At 33.1% G+C, this 17,218-nt stretch carries 18 protein-coding genes and 2 riboswitches; of the genes, 1 reads left to right on the top strand and 17 read right to left on the bottom strand.

The features are described from left to right. Nucleotides 1-43 precede the first annotated feature (43 nt). The 8 genes from gcvT to KQI88_RS05135 form a co-directional block, all read right to left on the bottom strand. Nucleotides 44-1,150 carry a glycine cleavage system aminomethyltransferase GcvT gene (gene gcvT / locus KQI88_RS05170; RefSeq protein ID WP_216415297.1) on the bottom strand — a complete coding sequence of 369 codons (1,107 nt, stop codon included), beginning with the start codon at nucleotides 1,148-1,150 and terminating at the stop codon, nucleotides 44-46. A gap of 177 nt (nucleotides 1,151-1,327) precedes the next feature. Further along, nucleotides 1,328-1,403: riboswitch (glycine riboswitch) on the bottom strand. A 3-nt stretch (nucleotides 1,404-1,406) separates the two neighbouring features. Further along, nucleotides 1,407-1,508, bottom strand: a riboswitch (glycine riboswitch). Between the two features lie 259 nt (nucleotides 1,509-1,767). After that, a complete protein-coding gene (locus tag KQI88_RS05165; RefSeq protein WP_216415296.1) occupies nucleotides 1,768-3,027 on the bottom strand; it encodes an NAD(P)-dependent oxidoreductase in 1,260 nt (419 codons plus the stop codon). Nucleotides 3,028-3,318: 291 nt separating this feature from the next. Further along, nucleotides 3,319-3,489: a DUF362 domain-containing protein gene (locus tag KQI88_RS05160; protein WP_216415896.1), complete on the bottom strand. Its 171-nt coding sequence runs from the start codon at nucleotides 3,487-3,489 to the stop codon at nucleotides 3,319-3,321. 78 nt (nucleotides 3,490-3,567) lie between these two features. Continuing rightward, complete coding sequence (locus KQI88_RS05155; protein ID WP_216415295.1) at nucleotides 3,568-4,461, bottom strand: PSP1 domain-containing protein; 894 nt, start codon at nucleotides 4,459-4,461, stop codon at nucleotides 3,568-3,570. Beyond that, nucleotides 4,455-5,444 carry a DNA polymerase III subunit delta' gene (holB, locus tag KQI88_RS05150; RefSeq protein WP_216415294.1) on the bottom strand — a complete coding sequence of 330 codons (990 nt, stop codon included), beginning with the start codon at nucleotides 5,442-5,444 and terminating at the stop codon, nucleotides 4,455-4,457. Before holB ends, KQI88_RS05155 begins: the two co-directional genes overlap by 7 nt. A gap of 19 nt (nucleotides 5,445-5,463) precedes the next feature. Further along, complete coding sequence (locus tag KQI88_RS05145) at nucleotides 5,464-5,793, bottom strand: cyclic-di-AMP receptor (protein ID WP_216415293.1); 330 nt, start codon at nucleotides 5,791-5,793, stop codon at nucleotides 5,464-5,466. A gap of 4 nt (nucleotides 5,794-5,797) precedes the next feature. Continuing rightward, nucleotides 5,798-6,427, bottom strand: a complete 630-nt coding sequence (gene tmk, locus KQI88_RS05140; protein ID WP_216415292.1) for a dTMP kinase — start codon at nucleotides 6,425-6,427, stop codon at nucleotides 5,798-5,800. Between the two features lie 99 nt (nucleotides 6,428-6,526). Continuing rightward, a complete protein-coding gene (locus KQI88_RS05135) occupies nucleotides 6,527-7,963 on the bottom strand; it encodes an aminotransferase class I/II-fold pyridoxal phosphate-dependent enzyme (RefSeq protein ID WP_216415291.1) in 1,437 nt (478 codons plus the stop codon). Nucleotides 7,964-8,210: 247 nt separating this feature from the next. Between KQI88_RS05135 and KQI88_RS05130 the strand changes: the two genes are divergently transcribed. After that, on the top strand, nucleotides 8,211-8,378 hold the full coding sequence (locus KQI88_RS05130; RefSeq protein ID WP_216415290.1) for a hypothetical protein: 168 nt from the start codon (nucleotides 8,211-8,213) through the stop codon (nucleotides 8,376-8,378). A 110-nt stretch (nucleotides 8,379-8,488) separates the two neighbouring features. On the opposite strand, the gene KQI88_RS05125 is transcribed toward KQI88_RS05130, so the two are convergent. The 9 genes from KQI88_RS05125 to KQI88_RS05085 form a co-directional block, all read right to left on the bottom strand. Further along, complete coding sequence (locus tag KQI88_RS05125; protein ID WP_216415289.1) at nucleotides 8,489-8,701, bottom strand: sigma factor G inhibitor Gin; 213 nt, start codon at nucleotides 8,699-8,701, stop codon at nucleotides 8,489-8,491. 240 nt (nucleotides 8,702-8,941) lie between these two features. After that, entirely contained in the window at nucleotides 8,942-9,139 is a 198-nt protein-coding gene (locus KQI88_RS05120) for a hypothetical protein (RefSeq protein ID WP_216415288.1), read from the bottom strand. Nucleotides 9,140-9,222: 83 nt separating this feature from the next. After that, nucleotides 9,223-9,876: a TVP38/TMEM64 family protein gene (locus tag KQI88_RS05115; RefSeq protein WP_216415287.1), complete on the bottom strand. Its 654-nt coding sequence runs from the start codon at nucleotides 9,874-9,876 to the stop codon at nucleotides 9,223-9,225. Between the two features lie 244 nt (nucleotides 9,877-10,120). Next, the gene (locus tag KQI88_RS05110; RefSeq protein ID WP_216415286.1) at nucleotides 10,121-11,542 is read right to left on the bottom strand and encodes an MBOAT family O-acyltransferase; all 1,422 of its coding nucleotides are present in this window, start codon (nucleotides 11,540-11,542) and stop codon (nucleotides 10,121-10,123) included. 31 nt (nucleotides 11,543-11,573) lie between these two features. Next, nucleotides 11,574-12,692: an SGNH/GDSL hydrolase family protein gene (locus KQI88_RS05105; protein ID WP_216415285.1), complete on the bottom strand. Its 1,119-nt coding sequence runs from the start codon at nucleotides 12,690-12,692 to the stop codon at nucleotides 11,574-11,576. Nucleotides 12,693-12,926: 234 nt separating this feature from the next. Beyond that, nucleotides 12,927-14,513: a glycoside hydrolase family 26 protein gene (locus tag KQI88_RS05100; protein WP_216415284.1), complete on the bottom strand. Its 1,587-nt coding sequence runs from the start codon at nucleotides 14,511-14,513 to the stop codon at nucleotides 12,927-12,929. A gap of 161 nt (nucleotides 14,514-14,674) precedes the next feature. Continuing rightward, complete coding sequence (locus tag KQI88_RS05095) at nucleotides 14,675-15,793, bottom strand: sensor histidine kinase (protein WP_216415894.1); 1,119 nt, start codon at nucleotides 15,791-15,793, stop codon at nucleotides 14,675-14,677. Then, a complete protein-coding gene (gene vanR, locus KQI88_RS05090; protein ID WP_216415283.1) occupies nucleotides 15,786-16,493 on the bottom strand; it encodes a VanR-ABDEGLN family response regulator transcription factor in 708 nt (235 codons plus the stop codon). Before vanR ends, KQI88_RS05095 begins: the two co-directional genes overlap by 8 nt. A gap of 118 nt (nucleotides 16,494-16,611) precedes the next feature. Beyond that, nucleotides 16,612-17,112 carry a transposase gene (locus tag KQI88_RS05085; RefSeq protein ID WP_330656125.1) on the bottom strand — a complete coding sequence of 167 codons (501 nt, stop codon included), beginning with the start codon at nucleotides 17,110-17,112 and terminating at the stop codon, nucleotides 16,612-16,614. Nucleotides 17,113-17,218 lie beyond the last annotated feature (106 nt).

The following is a 17,218-nucleotide window of genomic DNA, read 5'->3' as shown; positions in this document are numbered from 1 at the left end:
ATTGTTTTTATTATCTTTTATTTCTTTAGATATTTATTTAAAGTTATTTTTTCGTATGCTTATCATAGAACTTTTTACCAACTACCTCTGCCTTTAAAGTTCTCTTTCTAACTTTAATTTCTATTGGTGTACCTAAGGCTGCATACTCAGCATCAACTAGAGCAAAACCAATATTTTTCTTCAGACTTGGAGAATTATACCCAGTAGTTACAAAGCCTATAACCTTTCCATCGGCCATCACTTCGTATCCATGTCTAGGTACTCCATTTTCTTTCATTTCAAATCCCACTAGTTTTCTCTTTAATCCCTCTTCTTTTTGCTTAACAAGGGCATCCTTACCAATAAAGTCAGTTTTATTTAACTTTACAAAAAAGCCTAATCCTGCTTCTAGAGGACTAATATCCTGAGAGATTTCATTGCCATAAAGAGGTAAGGCAACTTCAAATCTTAAGGTATCTCTTGCTCCAAGTCCTGCTGGCCTTAATCCTTTATCTTTACCAACTTCCATAAGCTTTTCCCATAAAGAATCAGCATCTTTATGATCTAAGTAAATTTCAAAACCATCTTCCCCAGTATAGCCTGTTCTTGAAACAAGACAGTTAGCACCATTTATATTTACATCTCTCTTTAAATAGAAGAACTTTATTTCTGAAAGATCTGTGTCAGTAAGCTCTTGCAATATTTCTTGAGCCTTCGGTCCTTGAATAGCAATTTCTGATACATCATCAGAAATATTAATTATTTCTGCATCATATTTACCTAAGTTTTGCTTCATCCACTCATAATCTTTATCAGCATTGCTTGCATTAACTACTAAATAGTAATGATTATTGTTAAACTTATAAACTAAAAGGTCATCCACTACTCCTCCATCTGGGTAACACATGAATGTATAAAGAATTTGATTATCTTCAAGCACAGATATGTCATTTGTAACTAGGTACTGAACAAAATCCTCTGCTTGATTCCCCTTTACTTCGATTTCCCCCATGTGAGATACATCGAATATTCCTGCTGCTGTTCTTACTGCTTCATGTTCAGCTGTTAATCCCTCAAACTGTACTGACATTTCCCATCCTGAATAATCAACTAATTTGCCGCCATGTCTCTTGTGTGCTTCATACAAGGATGTTCTGCGCAGCTCGGTCATAAATATCTCCTCCTCTTTTATAATAGTTTACCCTAAATTAAAGCTAGTACATCATTTTAATTAATAGTATGAGGAAATTCCTCCATACAAAATTATTCCCAAATTTAAAATATATTCTAATAATTTATGCAAAAAATAAGAACATAATGGAATAGTAAGAAAATCTGCCATCATGTCCTCTGTATTTTTGCCTGAGAGTTTCTACACTAAAATGTATTTCTCCTACGGCGCCGTATATACGGGCTCTTCAGAGTTCCATCAAACAACGATCCTTCTGCCTGAAAGTTTCTGCAAAAAAATCGGCATCTTTTACATTGCTTCTTCGGCTACCCTAGTGGATATCTCTCGTTGTTATCATCTGGTACTGTATGTATGTTTTTTATATAACTTTCTATAAGACAATAATACATCTTTTAGAATATTTTTTCAACTCCTGATATTTTTTTATCACGTATTATTTTTTGAATACTTTAAATTGGATATAAATTTCATATGATTATCACATAAAAGATATACAAATATAAAATAATGCCCTTTTATATGTTTATTCTAAATAATAAAATTAAAAAAAAATCAAGAATAAGCACCTATGTCTATACCCTTGATTTTTATTTTAATTAACATACTTTATTAGCCTTCTTTTCATATTTTCCACTAACATATTTATCAATAGCCTCAGCTACATGCTTCGAATATTTTACTGCCTCTACAACAGTTCTCGCTCCAGTAACAACATCCCCAGATGCAAAAACTCCTTCTTTAGTAGTTCTGCCATGTTCATCTACTATTGCTAACCCTCTTTCGTTTACTTCTATTCCTTTTGTTGTTGATATTATATTAGTTCTAGGTCCTTGGCTAACTGCAACCATAATAGAGTTACACTCAAATAAGCTTTCAGAACCATCTACAGTAACAAGTCTTTCTCCAGCTTCGTCAGCTACCATCTTAGTTTCAATATAAATTATGCCTTCCTCTGTAATTTCAACAGGAGCCCTATACAACTCAAACTTAACTCCATCTACTTTAGCATATTCTATTTCATGATTAGTTGCAGGCATATCTTCAGTGCCTCTCCTATACATTATAGTAACCTCTTTAGAACCTTTTCTAATAGCTGTTCTAGCTACATCCATTGCAACGTTTCCACCACCAATAACGCACACCTTATTCCCTAATTTATATACATCAGGGTTTTTTAAATAATCAATTGCAAAATGAACATGTCCTAAGCTTTCACCTCTAATATTTAGCTTTTTAGGTTGCCATACACCTGTACCGATAAATATAGCATCAAATCCGTCTCTAAACAACTCTTCAATGGTTATTCTAGAACCTACTAATACGTTAGGCCTAATTACGACCCCTAGCTCTACTAATCTATTTTTAATTTTATCTAAAATATCTTTAGGTAATCTAAACTCTGGAATTCCGTATCTAAGCATTCCGCCTATCTTATCTTTAGCTTCGAATATTGTAATATTATATCCCTTTAAGGCTAGCAGTAAGGCTATAGTGATACCTGCTGGACCAGAACCTATTATTCCAATATTACCTTTACGTTTCTTATCTGGTTTTAAATCTATTAAATTTAAACTATAGTCTGAAATATAGTTCTCTATATCACCTATTTTAACAGGACTTGATTTTATTCCTAATATACAACTACCCTCACATTGTCTTTCATGGGGGCATACTAAAGAGCACACTACAGATAATGGATTGTTCTCAAATACAATTTTTCCAGCCCCATTAATGTCTCCTTCTAAAAACAAATTGATCATTTCTTTTATAGGGGTATTGATAGGACACCCTTTTTGACATCTTGGATTTTTACATTGCAAACATTTTTTTGCCTTATCTATTACATGTTCTGCCATAATATCAACTCCTATAACTTTTAGATAATTCAGGCTATATATTTCATTAATAACTATATAATAATGCTCCCATACTATAATAGAAAATATTACTTAACTTTGCAATAGTAATAAGTAAATATGACCTACTATTTTTTACAAACTCCATAAAAATGTCTTATAAATATATAAACATTGATTATTTAATATGTTACATTAGTTATAAAAGTCGTAAAAATCAGTTAATAATACTTTAGTAATTAGAAAACCTATATTTTTTATTTCAATAAAAAAGACCCTTATCTAAGGGTCCTATTGTGGAACTGGAGCATCTACTGGACATACATTTGCACAAGCTCCACATTCGATACATGTTGCAGCATCTATAACATATTTGTCTGAGCCAGCTGTAATAGCATCTACTGGACATTCTGGTTCACAAGAACCACAGCTAATACACTCATCAGTAATTACATAAGCCATCATAACCACCTCCTAGGGTAATGTATAAATCATTCTATATAAGCTTTTCCTTTTATTATTATTACATACTATATAAATCTATATTTCATCTAGTTTTTTCAATTCAGATTTTAGCTCTTCTGGAATATCTAATTCATCTTCTACCTCAACTTCAACTTCTTTAACCTTAGTTACATCATGTAAAAAGTAGGATTTAATTTCTCCATTATTATCATTAGGATTATTAATTTTAACCTTTACAAACTCTAACAATACATTAGCTTCAACTACAATACCTTCTCCATCTGGAGTTAAGACTATAGAGCCTACACTCGGTAGTTTTTGTAGGATTTGTGCATATACATCATGTTCATATTTTAAGCAACAAAATAATCGACCACAAATACCCGAAATTTTAGCAGGATTTAAAGAAAGATTTTGATCCTTAGCCATTTTAATTGAAACTGGTTCAAAATCGCCAAGCCAAGTGGAACAGCAAAGAGATCTACCACATGGACCAATTCCTCCGAGCATTTTTGCCTCGTCTCTTACACCTATTTGTCTTAGTTCTATTCTTGTTTTAAAAACAGCAGCTAAATCCTTTACTAACTCTCTAAAATCAACCCTACCATCTGCAGTAAAATAGAAGATGACTTTATTATTATCAAATGTATACTCAACATCTACTAGATTCATATCTAGGTCATGTTTTCGGATTTTTTCAGTACAAACTTCTAGGGCTTCCTTTTCTTTTATCTTATTCTCTGTATGCTGATTTTCATCTTCTTCTGTGGCAATACGGATAACGGATTTTAAAGGACTAACAATATCTTCTTCTAAAACCTGCTTTGGCCCAACTACAACCTGTCCAAATTCTACCCCTCTAGCAGTTTCAACAATAACAAAATCATTTTTATTTATTTCTATGTCGCTAGGATCAAAATAGTATATCTTTCCTGCCTTTTTGAATCTTACTCCTACAACCGTTACCATTTAGATAATACCTCCTGGATATTTAAAAGCATTACTTCTATATTCAAGTGAAATTGAACATTGCTTTTCAAATTATTTTTTGCTTTTTCTATTATAAAAATAATATCTCTAACTTTCCCTAAATCTATTCCTTTTACCTGAAAATCTATCACTTCTTTTTTATCTACATTTATTACAAGATCCATACTTCCTGTTTCCTTATATACCATAAGATCCCTATACCAGCTAATCATAAGATCAAAAATCTCTTCAGTATGTGGTCTTTGTTCCTCGAAAAACGAAATTTGATCTAATATGATAAGGAGTTTTGTACCCATTAAATTGTTACATAGTTTAATAACCCCTTCTCTTCTTTGATGAAAATCAGGGTTGTCTAATAATTCGATTGCTCTACCTACAATACCTCCAGAAAAAGCCGCAAGCATCTGTGCCTTCTCCATATCAATATTTTTATTATTAATTAAATATGATTTTATATCCTCTAAACGTACAGGATTTAGCTTTATGGTTTGACATCTAGAAACAATTGTAGGCAGTAGGCTATTTCCCTTTGTAGTTAGCAGAATTAAAGTAACATAAAGAGGAGGTTCTTCTAATGTTTTTAAAAGAGCATTTTGTGCTTGTATATTCATTTTATCTGCATTACATATAATATAGGCTTTTCGTGTGCCTTCATAGGGCTTTAGTTGTATATCCTTTATAAGCTCCCGTATTTCATCAACCTTTATTGTTCCTTTACCTTCAATTACTTTAATTTCAGGATGGTTACCACTGCTTACCTTTACACAACTACTACATTTGCCACATGGCCTGTCCTTATTACTATTGCAAACTAGAGCAGAGGCTAGTTCTAGAGCTATAGCTTTTTTCCCTAGTCCTTCTGCTCCCTCAAACAAATAGGCATGGGCCACTTGGTCATGCTCTAGAGCTCGTTTTAAGCTCTCTATAGCTTTTTCCTGCCCAACAATACCTTTAAAGGCCATTCTCTGTCCCTACTTTCTACTACAGTTTTAAATGTTTTTCTATATCTACAACAAATATTGTTGCTCCTCCAACCTTAACCTCTATAGGATATGGAATAAAAACTCCTGCAGCTCCAGATATTGGAGTTGGTGAAGTAACCATCTGATTTCTTGTTTCGCAATTATTTTTAATAATTTCAATAACCCTATCTACTTTATCATCTTCTACACCGATTAACAGTGTTGTATTTCCAGCCTTTAAAAATCCCCCTGTAGTAGCCAATTTAGTCACCATGAACTTATCTTTAGTTAAATCATCTATAAGATGGTGAACATCCTCATCGTGAACAATAGCAATAATTAATTTCATAAAATTATTCCTCCCCTATTAATATTTTTAATTTACTTTCAATATCCTTACTTATGTCTTCAATAGATTGATTCCCACTAATAACCTTAATACGCTCTGGATACATATTAATAAGCTCCATATATCCTTCATAAACTTTTCTATGGAAATCTAATTTTTCCTGCTCCAATCTATCTACTTCTTTTGTAGCCTTAATACGTTTTAATCCCACTTCAGGATCTATATCTAGTAAAATAGTAAGATTAGGCCTTAGTCCGTTGGTAGCAAAGTCATTAATGTTTCTAATAGATTCTAGCCCTATACCCCTACCTTTTCCTTGGTAAACCATACTTGAATCTACAAATCTATCGCATAGTACAACCTTTCCCTCATTAAGAGCTGGAATAATAAGCTCTGCCACATGTTGTGCTCTAGAAGCTGCATATAATAGAGCTTCAGTAATATCTGACATTTCTTGATGGTTTTTATCCAAGATTAACCCTCTAATTTTCTCTCCTATTACAGTTCCTCCAGGCTCTCTTGTTAATAATACTTCATACCCTTTTTTTTCTAAAAATCTCTTAATAAAAGGAATTTGTGTAGATTTCCCAGCACCATCTGGACCTTCTATAGTAATAAATAATCCTTTGTTCACCTAATCACCTCATATGCTATTTTATTTTATACTTTGTTCGATGGTTAATAGTTCTAAAACTCCATAAGAACTAAGTCCTTGCTTATTCTATAGATTGACCTATGCTAATATTTCAATCCACTGGTAACTAGCATCTTTAAGTCCTAAAATCTCTTTACCAGACTTAATAATAGCTGTAACATATTCTATAACCTCATCATTAATTTTTTCTCCTGGAACAATTAATGGGATACCTGGTGGATATGGTATTATAGATTCCCCACTAGTATAGCCGCTACTTTCCTTGAGTAATACTCTTTTCTTATTCTTATATAAAGCTTGCCTTGGAGTAAAAACCTGTTCAGGTATTTTATATATAAAAGATTGTAAGTCATAAAAGCCTTTATTTGTTTCTTCTTTAGAAATTATATCAAGAGCACTTAGCAACCTGTAAAAATCTTGTGTGTCATTAGCAATTGATGTTACTGCCAATACACCATAATTATTAGACAGTTCCATCTGTATATTAAATTCATCTCTAAGTCTTTGTTCCAGCCTATATCCTGTAATACCTTTTAATCCAAACCATAGTCGAGTAGGGTCTATAGCATGGACTCCATTAATCCCTATTATATCCTTACTCATTATACTTACTTTGTCTAGTTTATAAACCATTTCCCTAAAATTATTAATGTTTTCAAGTAAATCTTTCATTAAATATTTACCCTCAGTTTCATAAACCATAACCGCAAAATCTAAAGAAGATAATAATAAGTATGATGGACTGCTACTTTGATGGATTCTAAGCATAAACTTCAGTTTTTCCCTATCTATTCTATCTCCCTGCACATGGAGCATAGAGCTTTGTGTAAAGGAAGGTAATGTTTTATGAGTGCTTTGCACCACTCCATCTGCTCCACAGCTTAAGGCAGATGGAGGTAAATATTCACTTAATCCAAAGTGTGCGCCGTGAGCTTCATCTATTAATAGTATTTTATCATATTTATGTACTATTTCCCTTATTTTTTTTAAATCACATGCAATACCATGATAAGTTGGATAAGTAAGTACTACTGCTTTAATATCACTATGCTCTATCAATTGTTTTTCAATATCTTCTGGTAATATTCCCATTGCAATTCCTTGTTCTTCATCCATATTAGGATAAACATATGTTGGTACTAAATCGCCCAGTATACTAGCATTTATTACTGACTGATGACAATTCCTATCTATAAGTATTTTATCTCCCGGACAGGTGGATGCCATTATCATACTGTATATACCAGCTGTACTACCATTTACCAAAAAAAATGTCTCCTCACTTTTAAAAATTTTGCTAGCCTTATCCTGACTTTGTCTAATTATATCTTTAGCATTATGCAGGTTATCAGTTCCAGGAATTTCTGTAGTATCTAAGCTATATACAATATCTTGAAAGTTTTTATATGAAATTTTATTATAAATCCTCCCATTTTTGTGCCCTGGGACATGAAATGATACTATGTCTTGATTATTTAGTTTTAATAGTTGATCTATAATAGGAGCACTAGTCATTTTTTACCTCCTTTTTTTACTTTAGTTATGTAATATCATAATACGACTTTATATATATTATTCGAGAGAAAAAAATTTTCCCCTTTCAATGTATAAAACCTTTATCTTTTAGAAATAATATTACTACAGACTATGTCTGTGTAATATATAAGTCAATGTAAAGTCTTAGAAATCAAAATATTGATAGTAGTGTAGGATTTTTTCATTTTCTATGTAAAATGTTCTTAGAAAAGGATGGTGACTGCTAATGAGAGAAAATAAAATTACCAACTTAAAGGAATTTTTAATGGCTTATGGTAGTAAAAAGTCAGATATAGAAATCTCCCAAATGCTTTCCGTCCCTATAGAACAAGTTAAAAGTGAAAGAGGAAAAATATCCTTTGAAAATATGAAAAACAAAATTGGAAGTTACTAGGTTTAAGTAAAATTATGTGTTCCTATTGAGTTTAGAATTTATGATAATTTTTTTAAGTGTTAAAATATCGTCTGATATTGTAATTTTCACTTAAATAGTAATGGGATTTCCTAAAAGGAAATCCCATTACTATTTACATTTATATTAATAAAAACACCTTTCCAAATATCCTTAATGCTTCTTTTAATTACTTCATATTTAAGTTCATCAACTGATGGAGATATTATTTCCAGTTCACACTCTCTACATATGTATTTATTAAGTATAATAATTCCTTCGTTATCTTCTTTATTGCAAAGATGACACTGTAATCTCTCATCCATATATATCCACCAACCTTATAAAAAAATTTTGACTTTACGTTCTCAGGCATAAGCCTCAGATGTTAAATAAGTATATTCTCTTGAAACTTTGTACAACTTTCTGCCATAGTTATTATAATAACTTGTTTTACCTTTTATTTTGCCCTATATTTACTATGTTATTCACTATTCCTGTACATTGTTCGAAACAAATTTGACTTAATCAATAAAAAAATCTATCCCCATTCATGTGGAAATAGACTATTTTATAACTCTTAATTTTACTGGCAATAACTCATCCGAATCTTTATAATAAGATCTGGTTGTAACATGTTTTTGCTTTGCTTTAGGTTTAGGTTTTAAACATTCAAGTAAGTTTTGACGTAAAGCTAAAATTAATATGAATACTGGTATAGTAATTAGTCCTAAAAAAGCGATACCTATAAGCATTTGAAACATTAATGTCACCCCTTAAATACTATCTTAAGGGATAATTCTACATAAGCTTGTAAAATCCTGCAACATTTCCTGGGAAATATGTATTATTTGTTGAAAGCTTGAGATTTTTTTCGAAAAAAGTATGGACACAGGGCTAAAATTAATAATATGACGAAAACTATCAATGTTTGCAAGGAAAATATATTATCTATTTGATCACCTAAAAATGTATAAAGTATCACCTTAGGGAATGCACCTAATAGGGTGCCAATACAAAACTGCTTGTAAGACATATGAGATATCCCTGAACCATAACTAACAGGATCAAAAGGAAAAGCTGGTGATACCCTCATTACAAATAATCCTCTTATTACCTGATCACTACTTAAACTATTTATTTTACTTAAATACTTATTTCCGAATATCTTTTTAAATGGTTTTTGAAACCTTCTTGCCAAAAAAAACGATAGGGATGAAGCAGCCATTAGTCCTGCTAATGTATATATACTTCCTCTAATAGTTCCAAAAATAACACCACCGCTAATGAACATAATGGTAGTTGGGATAAATAAAAACGGTCTAATAGAATTTATTAAAATATATACTAATATTCCTAGTATGCCGAAGGATTCGACAATATGCTGTATATATTCTACATTAAAACCAGGCCTGTGTATGCTTTGTTTTTCTAATTTATATATTATGAAAATTACTATTAATATACTTAAAGCAGTTAATAATTTTTTTTTAGTCGACATAAGCTATAACCCCTCTAATGCAAAATATATTATACCTATAATAACTTTTTATTATATAACTCTAATATATTTACATACACTGTTTTAAATACCATCTATTAGATATAACATAGACTTCTGTCGGAGCTCTTTAGATTAAGAAGCTTGCTGAAATATCATTTTATAAAAATATATTAAGAATACTCATACATTCCTGTGCGTTATAAAGCAAAAACACCTGTCCTGTACAGGTGTTTTGCTTTATCTAAAACTGAAAATAAATGAATGAACTTTGTTCTCTTTGAGTAAACATTACTAAGGTTATAAATATCATTACATAAGCCGCTGCCCTAATATAGTCTGGGCAATAAACCCTCCATGTATTAATAAGTTTATATGCATTGTTTCGTATAGCAAATTCCACAAAATGTAGAAACCATAAAAATGCAATAAATCCAAAGTAAAAAATATATATACTACTGAATCTAATATCTGAGAAAGATATCATCTTCCATACCATACGAATAGCATCTTGTAGGCTCTGTGCCCTAAAGAATACCCAACCAATAGTAGTTAATTGAAAGAATACAAATACAGTAATCCATCTATAAGCCTTACTTTTAATAAATGTTAGATTTCTGCCTTTTAACATACGAGTATATACTTTATGGGCTACACTAAGAAGTCCATGATAAATACCCCAAACAATAAAACCCCAAGCTGCTCCATGCCATAGACCAGAAAGAGTCATAGCAGTTAATAAAAATACACATTGCATAGGAAATCCTCTTCTAGAGCCTCCTAATGGAATATAAATATAATCTTTTATCCAAGATGACAATGTAATATGCCATCTCTTCCAAAATTCCGATGCATTTCCACTTAGATAAGGTGTCTTGAAGTTAATCGCCATTTTTAATCCAAATAAATGGCCAATACCTACGGCAATTTCGCTGTAGGAAGAAAAATCAAAGTAAATTTGAAAGGCAAACAGGTATGCTGCAAACCAAGAATCTAATGTTCCTAACTGGCTAGCTTGACCAAAATAATATTGAACCTTAGGGGCTAGTATATCTGCAAATACTAGCTTTTTAGTCATACCCATTGCAATATAATATAGTCCATATCTAATATTTTTTTCATCATATTTAATTTCTTTCAACCTTTCAACCTGTGGTAAAAATTCTTCTCCACGCATAATCGGACCTGCAATTAATTGGGCAAAAAATGCAATAAATACCCAAAACTCAACAAAAGATTTACAAGGTTCTATATCCTTTCTCCAAACATCTACTATATATGCTATAAGCTGGAATGTATAAAAAGAAATACCAACAGGCAGTATAATTTTTGCTAATAAAGCGTCCTGCCATGGAAAATGAATATTAAGAGCCATCTCAATATTTTTTAAAATAAATCCTGTATATTTAAAAAACGCTAGGTTACTCAAGTTAACAATAATTGCAATTAGATAGTATATCCTTCCATTTGAAGACGATAACTTACGAGAGCAATAATAGGTTATTAAAGATGCAATTAAAAATATTAAAAGATACCCAAATCCCGATACACCATAAAATACTAAGTTAGCTATTGCTAACATCCATAATCTTTTCTTTGGAAAAAGATAGAATAAAATAAAAGCTATAATTAATAGAAAAATAAATTCAAAGCTGTGAAAAAGCATAGGCTTCTCCCTCCATCTAATAGTTTCTTATCTACTTAAGATTCCACACTGTTATTTGATCCCATAATAAATCCGCTAAATACTTATATCCATCAGAGGTATAGTGAACCTGGTCGGAAAAGAAATCAAAAGATATCTTACCATAATAATTAATATACTTAACTGGCTTTTCTTCGAAGTATTCATCGATCATCTTGACATTTTTAAAATAATTTTCTTTATCTAAATATTCTCCTACCAGTTCCTCGTTAATAGGAGCTAAATATATGAGTGTGTTCTTTCCTTCTTGAAGATTAATAATTTTATCAAGAAGGTGTATTTGTGTGTTTGTATTATCCATTATAAACGGAGTAGAATTAAACCCAACTTGATATTCATATTCTCCCAATAGATCCTTTAAAAAAGGTTTTTCATACCATGGCTGTACTGGCTCACTAGCATATACAACATGACCTCTAAGCTTCCCTAATTGTTCCTTTATATAAACCTGTAAATAATCCTTATATTGAAAAAGAGGTATGTTTTCATAAAGCTTGTCTTTAATATTTTGAGCCAAAGCTACAATTTGTGATTGTTTTTTCTCCTCTTTAGCACCTAAAGTATTGATCTCTTTGTAAGTAATGGGATCCATATGCTTTAGTTGCTTATCCAGCCAAAATACAGGAGGTGTATCCAGTTTCTCTACAAACCCTGCATAAAGTACATTAATTATTACATTATCTCTCGATATTCCATACTGATCCATTTTTAATAATAAAGTATAGATATCGCCCGCCTGCATAGATGGCATTGCTAAATTAAAGATTCTAAATTTTTTCCCTTTATCTTGGGCTATTTGATTTAAATAGTACCCTATGGAAGTATTAGAAGGCCCTGGACTACTATAGGATACAGAGTCCCCTAAGATAACAACATAATCATCCAATTCTTCATTAGCTATTGTTGTTTTTATTTCCTTTAGAACTGCTTCTATATTTGTCGGCCTATCTTTAACCAAGTCATAATCTAGTCTATGGTTATATACTACTTTACTTGGAACAAAGGCATTAATTATAAATTGTAATGCTATTAAATAAATAATACAATAAAAAATTACTTTATTTGAAGAGCTACTTTTAAGCTTTTGAGATAAAATATTAAACACCTCCATAATTAATTAAACTAACCTAATTATACAGTAATCGTTAATGACTTTCAATTATATGTCATTTATTACAATTTAGATAGAAGCCTTTTTATTTAACATATCAGTTCTACCTTTTATATTTGTTTTCAACTTTGTATATCCAATACTAAACTCTAATGCAATATCCCCCTGATTTGTTTCCGGTATATGAGTAATATCAACCGTAAGCAGATCCTAATCCAACGGCTTCCGATTCAGCTATTTCTTGAATGTCTTCAGCCGTTCCTTGAATGTCTGGATAATATCCGGTGTCTCATCGATAAAATACGGTCTTGCTACGTTTCCGTCAGCATCCAAGTCACGGCCGTCCCACCAGATTGCAATTTTAATGTTTTCATATTTCTTAATATGGGAAAACATGTTTCTGATCCATTGATTCTTATCTCCGCCGACACTGCTGGAAGCAAATTCCGTAATCATCATCGGCATTTCATAAAGCTTATCATACTCAGCATAGAGAGGATCATACAGAACATCGAATTCCGTCCAGTTCTCTCCTGGATAATAGGTTCCTGTATTATAGGCAGTTAAACCGACGATATCGACATATTCGTCTCCCGGATAATACATGGAAGCATCATTCCAGTTGAAGTCCGGGAAAGATTTTCCGTTTGGATTCCAGACCCAGATCACATTATCAGCCTTTGCCTCTTCAAATATTTGATAGACATAACGGTAGAATTCCTTGAAAATCATCGTGTCCTTGGAAGTATGGTAGCTCGAATAAGGACACCAGTCACCATTCATTTCATTGCCCAGCCGAAACAGAACCGGATGGTCAAATTCACTTACAGTCTTGGCATAATCCTTCAAAAATTCATCATATTCCCCGTTCAAAACATCATAGACCATATTCCCTTCCCCTTCTTGCTTCCATGAGGTCTGCAGCGTCAGCTCCAGAATTTTATGATTCTTATACGCGTTCTCAAGACGGGACTTCAGGTTCGGGTGCTGATATTTGTTTTCAAAGCTAGTGTAATTCAGCAGGAATGGAAACTCATATTCCATGGAGGTTTCCAGATGCTTCAGCTGGGTAAAGTCATCCGGCGCGCTAGGTTCGAAAATCCCCCAGGTCAGAACACTATCCTTACCAAAATATGTTTGAAGTGCATCCTTTGTCTCCTGATTCCAGCCCCTTTCCTCCACGGGAACAGACTTTGCCACTCTCATGTAAGGAGCCTTGGTTGGAGTAAAAGTGGTGAAATGATCGATGAGATACTGGTAACCACCCGTCGTATCAAGAGGAACTGTGGATTTCACCAAAATGGTGTATACCACTCTTGTCCCGGAAAGTATCTCTATAGAAACATAGTAATTCATATCATTTTCAACCCGACTAAGCTTTTGTCTAGACCATTGAAGGATATGAACGTTTTTCCCGTTTTTTATCGATTTGCTTTCATATTCTTTTACATGATTAGCCGTATTAGATAAAAACTTGTTGGAGTAATTGATATAAGCCGTCTGGCTTACATCTTTAGGCAGCTCCTGCTTATAAATTTCTATTCTTTTGTTTTGATTTTCTAAAACCGCACCGACACCGGAATAGCTCATATCCACCTTCATATTCTGATCTACGTTCAAGCTGTACCCATCAACATAGTTGGTAAATTTATCATAAGCTCCCATGTTCTCTAAACGAGAAAAGGCATTTTGATTATTATCTGGTCCAAAATCTGCAGCGTATGCTATGATCAATAATAATCCTACGATCAGCCCATAAGATAAAACTTTTATGGTTCTGGATATTTTGGTTTTAGCGTGGTATTTTCCTATGTCATTCATTTTGGATTCCTCCCCTTATTTTACTTTCACGATGAATGTGATGTGCTTAAATCGACAAAATAAAAGCACTGATTGTCTCAGTATCTATTATTATACTGAATCAACCAGTGCTTTTTATTTGATTATCCTTAAGGAAAACCTCATATTTACAGATGAATATCTTAAGATTTTCCTACTTTTTCTATTAACTCCACTGGGAGTTCAATGGTAAACTCGATTATGTCGTTTTCGCTGTATGCCGTAATCGAACCTCCATGAAGATCTATAATTTCCTTGGCAATGGCAAGTCCGAGGCCAGCTCCGCCGGATTGTGTCGTTCTCGCCGTATCCAAACGATAAAATTGTCCGAAGATGTGGTTTAGCTTTTGTTCCGGGATGGTATCTCCGTGATTGCGGAACTTCAAGGTAACAACTTGTTCGCTTGGGATTGCAGTTATCAGGATCTCACTGTTTTCATAGCTGTAGTTGATAGAATTCCGAATCAGATTGTCAAAGACACGATCCAGCTTTTTTACATCACAGCGGATCAGGATATCCTTCTCTGCTTTTACCTTGCAGGTCAGACCCTTGGGAAGCATCATCGGTTTAAACTCATCGGTGATCTGTTCCAGCATTCGTGTAAGATTTACCTTCGTGGTTTCCAAAACCATCTCATTGAGATTGAATCTGGTGATTTCAAAGAATTCATTGATGAGTGTTTCCAGGCGTTCCGCTTTTTCTACCGATATGGATAAGTATTTTTCTCTCAATTCGGCGGAAATCTGCTGTTCGTCACGAAGCAGGGTCAAATAGCCAATGACAGAGGTCAGAGGTGTTTTCAGGTCATGGGCAAGATAGACTACCAGATCGTTTTTCCGCTGTTCGGCTTCTCTCGCTAATTGTTGATTTCGGAGGCTGTTATACTTGATTTGGTTCAGTCTGTCTTCTACATCCTTCAGTTCATCGGGCAGATTGACCAGATCTGTATCAGAGCCATACAGGCCCTCGATGGAATTGATCATCTGAGTGGCATAGCCTATGGTTTTCCTCCACAAGCTCATCGTAATCACCAGAAACCCAATCACCCATACCAGGATGAAAATATAAATTTTAAAATTGTCAATGGTTTTAACGAATTTAAAAGCAAAATTCAAGGGACCATGCCAATCAATGACATTATGTCCGATAAAGTAACCTAGAAGGAATATTCCCGCTAGCACTATGGTAAATACGGTAACCACAAAGGTAAACTGCCTGAATAATCGAACGGTCAGTCTATCTCGGAAGCTTCTATCATTCATCTTGTTCAATTTGATAACCAACCCCCCATACTGTCTTAATAAATTTCGGGTTCCTCGGTGCTTCCTTCATTTTTTCCCGAATCCGTCCGATATGTGCCATGACGGTGTTGTTGTTATCCATATAACTTTCGCCCCAAACCGCCTCAAAAAGCTCCTCTGAGGAGACCACCTTGCCTCTGTTTTCGCATAGGTACCAGAGAATCGAAAACTCGATAGGAGTCAGCGTCAAGGCTTGTCCGTAAAGAGAACATTTATGAGTATCCTTATTGATGATCAACCCTGAAAAATCATACTCGTTACTATCTTCAAGAGTCTTTCCCTCAGAATTATTGTAGCGGGTATAGCGTCTTAGCTGGGCCTTGACTCTTGCAACCATTTCCAATGGATTGAAGGGTTTTGTGATATAATCGTCGGCACCGAGGGTAAGGCCTTTGATTTTATCGATATCCTCGACCTTGGCAGTCAGCATAATCACAGGATAGTGATAACTCTCCCGGATTCTCGAGCAAATGGTAAATCCATCCGTTTCCGGGAGCATGATATCCAGAATTGCCAGATCCAGTTTTGTGGTGCTGATGCATTTCAGTGCCTCGGCAGCGGTGTAGAACTTATACACGGTAAAGCCCTCGTTGCGGAGATACAATTCCACCAGATCCGCAATTTCCTTTTCATCATCCACAACTAATATATTCGTGAACATAATTTTTTCCCCTTTCTGCGTTTCTCTTATCCCTTTGGGTCTTTCTTTACTATGCATGAATCGTAAATATAATTCAAGGGAGATATTAATGTCAAGATTTTATTGGTTCTTTCCACTGTTAGTTGAAATTCTGTAGTAATACTTTTTTTCTCAACATTTCGAAACTACATCTACCATACATTATCCTTTTTATTACTTTAATTTTATTTACAGTTCCTTCTGCTAGCCCATTGCTAAACCCATATTTAATAGAACTTTTAACTGCTTCTAAATCCCTTTTTATGCCCGAAATAAAACTATTTAACTCTTTGATATTTAAGGTTTTTGCACGTTCCATCCAGCTTTCTAAATCAAATTCTCTTTTACTAAAAAGTAATGCTTTAAAATCTTTAGCTATATCATATATTATTTTTAACTCTGGATATACATTTAAAGCTTTATCTAATTGCTTTTTAGTTATATCTTTTACTGAATCTATTTCTTTATAAAGAAGACTGATTAAGGTTCTTCTTAGAACTTTTTCTTTTAATATGCCTAACTCATTACCTTTGCCTTTTCTAAATTCATCAATAAAATTCCTTACTAGAGAGCTAGATCCTTCATAACCTTTTTCTTTAATTTTTTTATATATAGTAGATCCATTTACTCAATTTTCTAATAAAGATACAATAGTTTCTTTATAAATATCTAATCTACTTTTATGTTTTTTACCTATTCATCCATGT

Origin of the sequence: Alkaliphilus flagellatus (assembly GCF_018919215.1) — a bacterium.
Lineage (GTDB): Bacteria > Bacillota > Clostridia > Peptostreptococcales > Natronincolaceae > Alkaliphilus_B > Alkaliphilus_B flagellatus.
This window is presented reverse-complemented; position numbering and strand designations above follow the sequence as displayed.

Coding starts and splice junctions, on each gene's coding strand:
- KQI88_RS05120 (WP_216415288.1), bottom strand. CDS start 9,139: ATGTTTCAAATGCTTATAGGTATCGCTTTTTTAGGACTAATTACTATA.
- KQI88_RS05110 (WP_216415286.1), bottom strand. CDS start 11,542: ATGCTTTTTCACAGCTTTGAATTTATTTTTCTATTAATTATAGCTTTT.
- KQI88_RS05125 (WP_216415289.1), bottom strand. CDS start 8,701: ATGGATGAGAGATTACAGTGTCATCTTTGCAATAAAGAAGATAACGAA.
- KQI88_RS05155 (WP_216415295.1), bottom strand. CDS start 4,461: ATGGTAACGGTTGTAGGAGTAAGATTCAAAAAGGCAGGAAAGATATAC.
- KQI88_RS05165 (WP_216415296.1), bottom strand. CDS start 3,027: ATGGCAGAACATGTAATAGATAAGGCAAAAAAATGTTTGCAATGTAAA.
- KQI88_RS05100 (WP_216415284.1), bottom strand. CDS start 14,513: ATGAATGACATAGGAAAATACCACGCTAAAACCAAAATATCCAGAACC.
- KQI88_RS05115 (WP_216415287.1), bottom strand. CDS start 9,876: ATGTCGACTAAAAAAAAATTATTAACTGCTTTAAGTATATTAATAGTA.
- KQI88_RS05135 (WP_216415291.1), bottom strand. CDS start 7,963: ATGACTAGTGCTCCTATTATAGATCAACTATTAAAACTAAATAATCAA.
- vanR (WP_216415283.1), bottom strand. CDS start 16,493: ATGTTCACGAATATATTAGTTGTGGATGATGAAAAGGAAATTGCGGAT.
- holB (WP_216415294.1), bottom strand. CDS start 5,444: ATGGCCTTTAAAGGTATTGTTGGGCAGGAAAAAGCTATAGAGAGCTTA.
- KQI88_RS05095 (WP_216415894.1), bottom strand. CDS start 15,793: ATGAATGATAGAAGCTTCCGAGATAGACTGACCGTTCGATTATTCAGG.
- KQI88_RS05145 (WP_216415293.1), bottom strand. CDS start 5,793: ATGAAATTAATTATTGCTATTGTTCACGATGAGGATGTTCACCATCTT.
- gcvT (WP_216415297.1), bottom strand. CDS start 1,150: ATGACCGAGCTGCGCAGAACATCCTTGTATGAAGCACACAAGAGACAT.
- KQI88_RS05105 (WP_216415285.1), bottom strand. CDS start 12,692: ATGGAGGTGTTTAATATTTTATCTCAAAAGCTTAAAAGTAGCTCTTCA.
- KQI88_RS05160 (WP_216415896.1), bottom strand. CDS start 3,489: ATGGCTTATGTAATTACTGATGAGTGTATTAGCTGTGGTTCTTGTGAA.
- KQI88_RS05130 (WP_216415290.1), top strand. CDS start 8,211: ATGAGAGAAAATAAAATTACCAACTTAAAGGAATTTTTAATGGCTTAT.